The sequence below is a fragment of the Erwinia sp. genome, assembly GCF_031978025.1.
GTDB lineage: Bacteria > Pseudomonadota > Gammaproteobacteria > Enterobacterales > Enterobacteriaceae > Erwinia.
In genome coordinates this window covers 1-7,708 of record NZ_DALZCD010000212.1, presented here as the reverse complement: position 1 = coordinate 7,708, position 7,708 = coordinate 1, and the positions used below count along the sequence as shown (strand labels likewise).

Annotated in this window: 5 protein-coding genes; 1 reads left to right on the top strand and 4 read right to left on the bottom strand. The window is 57.0% G+C overall.

Features of this window, described 5'->3' with window-relative positions; all coding sequences use genetic code 11:
- From RTK32_RS15895 to RTK32_RS15885, 3 genes are all read right to left on the bottom strand, one after another.
- The coding region (locus RTK32_RS15895; protein ID WP_312045660.1) for a S8 family serine peptidase at positions 1–957 on the bottom strand (957 nt) is incomplete at its 3' end.
- A 235-nt stretch (positions 958–1,192) separates the two neighbouring features.
- Positions 1,193–2,911, bottom strand: coding sequence for a penicillin-binding transpeptidase domain-containing protein (locus tag RTK32_RS15890; protein WP_312045658.1), 1,719 nt, complete (start codon positions 2,909–2,911; stop codon positions 1,193–1,195).
- 504 nt (positions 2,912–3,415) lie between these two features.
- On the bottom strand, positions 3,416–5,683 hold the full coding sequence (locus RTK32_RS15885) for a molybdopterin guanine dinucleotide-containing S/N-oxide reductase (protein ID WP_312045656.1): 2,268 nt from the start codon (positions 5,681–5,683) through the stop codon (positions 3,416–3,418).
- A 268-nt stretch (positions 5,684–5,951) separates the two neighbouring features.
- On the opposite strand from RTK32_RS15885, the gene galR reads away from it, so the two are divergent.
- Complete coding sequence (gene galR, locus RTK32_RS15880; RefSeq protein WP_312045654.1) at positions 5,952–6,953, top strand: HTH-type transcriptional regulator GalR; 1,002 nt, start codon at positions 5,952–5,954, stop codon at positions 6,951–6,953.
- 3 nt (positions 6,954–6,956) lie between these two features.
- Here the strand turns inward: galR and RTK32_RS15875 are convergent.
- On the bottom strand, positions 6,957–7,708 hold a 752-nt coding region (locus RTK32_RS15875), incomplete at its 5' end, for a diaminopimelate decarboxylase family protein (protein ID WP_409451106.1).

The window sequence follows — 7,708 nt, the reverse complement described above, 5'->3', positions numbered from 1 at the left end:
GTATTTACGGCCCAGCGTACCGTCGTCATGCAGGTAATCGGCGTAGCCAGGTGCGGCCAGGCACCAGGCTGCGACGTCGCCGCAGGCATCAAAAACAAACAGCTCTGGCGGACGGCTGCCCTGCGGCACGGTATAGCCAGGTACATAGCCGGTAACGGCAAGCAGCCCTTTTTGCAGACTGGCATCGTTATAAATCAGCGGGATCTGTGCGTTAGGCGACGGTGTGGACGTCCCGTTGTTGCCGGTGACGACGATACCCAGCGCGTTAGCGCTGACAATGCTGCTCAGACTGTCACGCACCAGATCGTAGCGGCCGCTGGTTCTGGCGCTTTGTTGCTGTGCCATAGTAGACAGTCGCTCACTTGAAGCATAAGACATGTTAATTATTTTTACGCCGTTATTGAGCAGCCCGGCAATGGCTTTCTGAGTATCCTGGTAATAAAAAAGATTATTACTGGAAGCCTGCGCTATCCATAAATCACTGTCGGGGGCAACGCCGCCGGCAAACGCTCCGCTGGCCAGTCCGGCGGCCGTCAACGCAACCAGCGTGCCGTGCCCTGCCCGTCCATTGTTATCGTTGAGGGTCTGGCTGCCGCCAGCCACATAAGAAGCGAAATGGACGTTGCCATAATTGATGTCTGAGCGATCCGGGGCCAGGCCGGAATCGACAATACCGACTTTTACCTTGCCGTAAGTGACGACCGGTGAAGCCGGGGCTGGCGCAGGGGTCGGCGTCGAATCCGTGGTGGGTTTCGTCTGGGTTACAGGTTCAGTTGTCGGCGTACGTGTTGGCGTAGGCGCGCTTACCGGGGCTGGCGTCGGGCTAAGCGTTTCGCTCCCGCCTCCGCCGCCTCCGCCGCCTCCACATCCGGTCAGCAATAATGTACTGATCAACACGGCCAGCACCGATAGTGATGGGGGCGCGGAGAAGTCAGGAACCGATCTGATAATATGCACGAATATCCTCTTGAACCGTATTAAGTAGAGCCATCCATGCTTTGATATGAAAGTTTAGATCCTATCTGGAGAGATAACAGATATTGATATTTTAAGGGTTCACGATGCTTCCAATTGTCAGAACAGCTGATGATTTTTAGAGGTGTTTGTAGGTTAAAGCCAGAACGGCTGAAGGCAGGTTAGCTAAAAAAAAGCCCACGCGCTGGCGTGGGCTTCTCGTTAACGGCGGAGCCGATCAGGTGCCGCTGTGCGTGGAATAGAGCGCATCCGGCGCCACATTCATATGCTTGAGCACCGGGCCGATGATATTGCCGAAAACCGGCGCGGCAACCGAGCCACCGAAGTGATCGCCTGCTGTTGGGTGGTTAATCATGATGACCAGAGCGACCTGCGGGTTACTGGCTGGCGCCACGCCTGCGGTATAGTTGATATAACCGCCATCGTATTTACCGCTCGCGCCCATTTTCTCCGCCGTCCCCGTTTTAATCGCCAGACGATACCCCGGCACGGCGGCACGTACGCCACTGCCGCCGGGCAGCGCATCGCTTTCCATCATATGCACTACTGAGCGTACGATATCTTCATCTGCCACGCGCGTACCAATCACAGGTGGCGTTACTCTTGTAATCGAAAGAGGACGATAAATACCAAAAGAGCCCAGCGTGGCGTATTCACGTGCTATCTGTAACGGCGTCACGCGCAGACCGTAGCCGAACGAGAACGTGGCCCGCTCGATATCGGCCCAGCGTTCACGGTGCAGCGGGAAGTAGCCCACGCTTTCGCCGGTCAGGCCCAGACCAGTGGGTTTCCCCAGGCCGAAAGAATGGAAGGTGTTAACCAGTACTTCAGCGGGCATCGCCAGAGCAATATGCGACACGCCGATATCGCTCGATTTTTGCAGGATGCCGGTCATGGTCAGTCGCGGCCAGTGGCCTACGTCACGGATCAGGTGTCCGTTAACGCGATAAGGCGTGGTGTCCAGCACGGAGTCCGGCCGTACCAGTTTGCGCGCCAGCCCTTCCATGACCACCAGCGGTTTTACCGTCGAGCCGGGTTCGTAACTGTCATTAATAGCCGCATTACGCATCTGGTTCGGTGATACATCACTGAAATTATTGGGATTATAGGAAGGATAGGACGCCATCCCCAGAATTTCGCCGGTATCGACTTTTACCAGTACCGCCGCGCCAGAATCGGCTTTGTTCAGCAATACGCCGTCGCGCAGTTTGGTGTAGAGGGTGTACTGATCGAATTTGTCGATGCTGAGCTGTACCGTTGGCGGCTGACGAGGCGGCTCATAGTTAATCATGGCGATAATATTGCCGTGGGCATCCTGACGATATTTCTCTTCGCCAGCCGTGCCCTGCAAGACCTTATCGAATCCTTTTTCTAACCCGTTCAGGCCGCTGTTGTCCGCACCAACAATACCGAGCAGCGGCGCAGTCGCCTCGCTCATCGGATAGAAACGGCTGTCATCATAGACGGTAGAAATGCCGGACAGATGGAGTTTGGCAATATCCTTAGCGATACCCAACTCGATTTTATGGCCCAGGTAAAGGAAGCGGCGGTTGGGATTGGCTTTGATCTGCCGGGCGATTTCCTCAGGGCGCTGATCCAGCGCGTTAGCCAGATATTCCCATTTCGCGCTGGTAAAATCGGGATTGGCTTCCAGTACGCGCTGCGGATCGGCAATGATATCGCGCGAGGGCACGCTCAGCGCCAGCGCCTCGCCGTTGCGATCCAGCAGCGTGCCGCGGTTGGTCGGGATAGTGACGGTACGCAGCGAGCGTTCATCCGCCTGTTTCTCCAACATGGGATGATTGATCAGTTGCAGATCCCCTACCCAAATCAGCAACAGCAGCATGGAAACGAACACGCCAAGGCAAATCAGGCGAAAGCGAACGGGATGAAACGGCTCCTGGTCTTTAGCCAGTGATTTCTTTAAGCGGGGCATGGCTCTTCTGTCGGCGAATAGCGAATAACTGACCGGGAGTTATACAAAAAATGCAGGAGTGAGAACAGGAAAACTGTGTTTCAGATCGTGATTATCGCCGGGCGGTTTGTCTGAAAAGCGAGTGAGGCGCCAGATAAAAAAAACCTGCGCATCTGCGCAGGTCGGTGAAACAAAGTTAATTTTGATGTTCACCCATCAATACCTCTGGGACCTAAACTGTAGCAACCGGGCCAGCCTGCTCGCCAGCGCGCATTCGCAACAGTTACCCGCAAAATGTAACCAGCCATGTGATTTCTATGTGTTTTTGCAATGTTAGCGAGAAATTGCCGGGCAAGGCATCCTGTCCGGGTAAACCCATCGCCGGGCAACAGGCAGGAAAAAAACGTTCAGGCCCGTTGGACCAGGGTAAACAGCCCTCTAAAAAATTGAGGTGGTTCGTGTCTTCCATCGCTTGATCATCAGCGATTACTGGCACCATTAAAATGCTGTTCCTGACGCCTGACGTCAGGTTTCCACCTTGCGAATTTCCACCAGGCAACTCATGGCGTTTGGTCCCTGCGTCAGCGACGAGGTGCCAATGTCCAACGTTAACACATTTGGATTGCCTGCCTGGTCATACGGCAGCCAGGCTTTGCCGAAGCCCGGATCGAACCAGGCGCCGGTAGCGATAACCACCACGCTGCGGCTGAGGCCGTCCGTCAGTCTGGCCCCCGCCAGCATGCGCCCGCGATCGTTACTGACTTCAATGGTGTCGCCCTCGACAATGCCGCGCATCCCGGCGTCAGCCGGATGCAGCCAGAGCGTTTCCCGGCCAGCGGTTTTGTTAGCCTGTACCGCAGGCGTAGCATCCATCTGGCTATGTAAACGGTCGTCCGGCTGAACGGAAATCATATGCAGCGGAAAGCGCTGACGGATCTCCGCCCCCAGCCACTCCTGCGGCGGCCGCCATTCAGGATGCGGCGCAAAGTCCGCCAGGCCAAAGCCTGCGAGGGTTTCGCTGAATAACTCAATTTTCCCACTGGCGGTCTGGATCGGGTTTTGCTGCGGATCGCGGCGAAAATCTTCCATAAAAACAAACGGCTTATCGCCTTCAGGTACCTCTACATAGCCCTGTTCCCAGAACGTCTGAAAATCCGGCCAGTCGACGCCCCTGCGCTGGTGCGCCGCCGCGCACTGCTGGTAAAGGTGCTCAATCCACTGCGCTTCGTTACGTTTTTCAGTAAAGGTATCGCGATAGCCCAGACGTTCCGCCAGATCGGCAAAAATATCAAAGTCGTTACGCGCCTGATGCTGGGGTTTGATCGCCTGATGCATGGCCAGCACAAAGCGGTCGCGGGACGATCCGCCAATGTCGTTGCGCTCCAGCGAGGTCGTTACCGGCAGGACGATATCCGCCATTTGTGCGGCTGGCGTCCAGACAATATCCTGCACGATAACCGTTTCCGGCTTCTGCCACCCTTTTACCAGCCGGTTAAGCTGCTGATGGTGATGGAACGGATTGCCGCCTGCCCAGTGGATCAGGTGAATATCGGGATAAATCTGCGTTTTACCCTGAAACGCGTAAGGCTCCCCCGGATGCAGTAGCATATCGCTGATGCGCGCCACCGGGATCGACTGGTCAGCAATCGGGTTGACGCCGGTAGAGATCGTTGGCGCCGGTCCGTCAATACGCGGATTGCCTACCCCATTCATTGAGCCATGTCCGAAAGAGAATCCGGCACCCGGCAGGCCAGGCTGGCCCAGCATCGACGAGAGTGCGATCATCATCCAGTAAGGCTGCTCGCCGCGATGGGCGCGCTGCACGGAATAGGCGCTGGTCATAAAGCTGCGCCTGCCGATCAGCTGTCTGGCCAGTAGCTCAATGCGCGCAGCGGGAATGCCGGTAATCTCGCTGGCCCAACGTGGGGTTTTCGCTGTCCCGTCGCGCTCACCCAGCAGATAGCCGCGCAGCTGTGGATAACCCACGCAGTGCGAAGCCAGAAAATCACGATCTGCCGCGCCCAGCCTCTCCACCTCGTACCCCAGCGCCAGCATCAGCGCCACGTCGGTATTGGGCCGGATCGGAATCCATTCGGCATTAACAAAGTGCGGGCAGTCATCGCGCATTGGGCTGATGTTGATTATCGGCGTGCCTTTGGCAGCCAGTTCAAGCAGCGCCGGTTTCAGGCTGTGCTCCCCCGCCCCGCCAGAAGCAACCTGGCCGTTTTTCAATGCCAGTCCGCCAAAGGCCACAAAAATGTCGCTGTGCTCAATCACGCTCGGCCAGTCGGTCACCCGGCCGGTCAGCGGCAGCCAGGTACCGATAATATAGGGCAGGAAAAACTGCGCGGCACCCCAGCTGTAGTTGCCCACCTGATCGATGCCGCCGCCGCCGGTAAAATAGAAGCGGCGGATCAGGCTGCGGGCATGGTTAACGCGGCCCGCCGAAGACCAGCCGTAAGAACCGTTAAAAATACCGCTTGCGCCATAGAGATCGCGTACCCGCCGGTTTTCTTCCGCCACTAAATCCAGTGCCGTTTCCCAATCCACCGCCACAAAATCCTCCCGACCCCGCAGCGTGCGATCGCTTTTTTCACGCGATTTAAGCCAGGAGCGACGCACCATTGGCTGACGAATGCGCCTGTCGGAATAGACCAGTTCAGGAATAGTGTTGAGCATGGGCGACGGATCGCGATCGGCGAAGAAGGGTTCGCAGCGCTGCAGCTTACCGTCTTCGACAACGGCGGTAAAAGCCCCCCAGTGGGCAAGGTGCGGCACTTTTTTTAACGTCATGGCGGGCAGTCCGGCTGGTGATTTTGTCAGGCAACAGGCTACCATTTTTCCGCTGCGCTGCCGTAAACTTCTGTGCGGTCGGCAAGCCCGATAGCCCGCAGGCTGAAACGGCAAAGCTTTCACGCAAAGACCTGATTCGGCGAAGCGGAGTGGGTAGGCCCCTTTTTCGTTAGCTTTGCGACAGCCACAGCATTCTGTTTGCTTGAAGTAGCTGGCAATTTCCGCAACACTGGAGCCATGTAAACGTTTACCCTGGAAGGCTGTCACTATGGCTACCATTAAGGATGTTGCCAGGCTGGCGGGCGTGTCTGTCGCCACTGTTTCTCGCGTGATTAACCATTCGCCTAAAGCCAGCGACGCTTCTCGCCAGGCTGTTAACAGCGCAATGGAAGTATTGCAGTATCATCCCAATGCTAACGCGCGCGCCCTGGCACAGCAGTCAACGGAAACCATGGGGCTGGTGGTAGGGGATGTTTCCGATCCCTTTTTCGGCGCGCTGGTAAAAGCGGTTGAGCAGGTCGCCTACGGTACCGGCAACTTTTTGCTGATTGGCAACGGTTACCACAATGAGCAAAAAGAGCGTCAGGCCATAGAACAATTGATTAGACACCGCTGCGGCGCGCTGGTCGTGCATACCAAAAAGATCCCGGATGCCGATCTGATCCCGCTGATGAAACAGATCCCGGGAATGGTATTGATCAACCGTGCGCTGCCGGGGTTTGAAAAGCGCTGTATCGCGCTGGATGACCGCTACGGATCCTGGCTGGCAACTCGTCACCTGATCCAACAGGGTCATCAGAACATCGCGTTTATCTGCTCAAACCACCCTATTTCCGATGCGGACGAGCGCCTGCAGGGCTATTACGACGCGCTGAAGGAGCATAACCTGCCGTGCGGCGATCGGCTGGTCGCCTTTGGCGAACCGGATGAGATCGGCGGCGAACAGGCAATGACAGAGTTGCTGGGGCGCGGCAAGGCTTTTACCGCCGTTGCCTGCTATAACGATTCGATGGCGGCAGGCGCGCTGGCGGTGCTTAGCGATAACGGCGTGCGGGTGCCGGAAGAGATGTCGCTGATCGGCTTTGATGATGTGCTGGTGTCGCGCTATGTCCGCCCAAGGCTGACCACCGTGCGCTACCCTATCGTTACCATGGCACAGCAGGCAGCAGAACTGGCGTTAGCGCTGGCTAATAACCAGCCGCTGCCCGAGGTGACCAATCTGTTCAGTCCGACGTTGGTTCGCCGCCATTCGGTCGGCTCGCCGGACTGACGCTTACGCCTCCAGCGCCAGCAGTTCCTGAATAGTTTGCGCGCGACGGATCTGGCGCGGCTGGCCGTTTTCAAACAGGACTTCCGGCAGCAGCGGGCGGCTGTTGTAGGTAGAGGACATCGACGCGCCGTAAGCGCCAGTATCATGAAAGACCAGATAATCGCCCGGCCTGACCACTGGCAGCGCGCAGGTATCGACTTTACCGCCTTCCAGCTGGGTGAAAACGTCGCCAGATTCGCACAGCGGGCCTGCGACCACGGTGTCGAGAGTCTGGCTCTCTTCCAGGTCACGTTCGTCACCGGCGATGGCCGAGATATGATGGTAGCTGCCATACATCGCGGGACGCATCAGATCGTTAAAACCGGCATCTACCAGCACAAAATGTCGGCTCCCCATTTGTTTAACGGCGCGCACCTGCGCGACCAGCACGCCGGATTCTGCGACCAGAAAACGTCCTGGTTCAATTTCCAGCTTTACCGCATGACCCAGGTGCTCTGCCACACGCTGGCGCGCCGCATCCCACAGGCCAAAGTAATGCGCGGTATCAATCGCCTCCTCACCGAAACGGTACGGAATGGAAAGCCCACCGCCTGCTGATATCGCTTCTATATCCTGTCCGAAGTCGATCACCAGCCGGACCATTGCCTCACAAACCTGCTCCAGATGACCGTAATCCACACCCGAACCAATATGCATATGAATGCCAACCAGCTGAAGCTGATGTTGCTGAATGGCCGCCAGCGCCAGCGACAAAT

What these genes read in the sequence shown, in the direction of transcription:
- RTK32_RS15890 (WP_312045658.1), bottom strand. Translation starts at nt 2,911, where the DNA reads ATGCCCCGCTTAAAGAAATCACTGGCTAAAGACCAGGAGCCGTTTCAT.
- galR (WP_312045654.1), top strand. Translation starts at nt 5,952, where the DNA reads ATGGCTACCATTAAGGATGTTGCCAGGCTGGCGGGCGTGTCTGTCGCC.
- RTK32_RS15885 (WP_312045656.1), bottom strand. Translation starts at nt 5,683, where the DNA reads ATGACGTTAAAAAAAGTGCCGCACCTTGCCCACTGGGGGGCTTTTACC.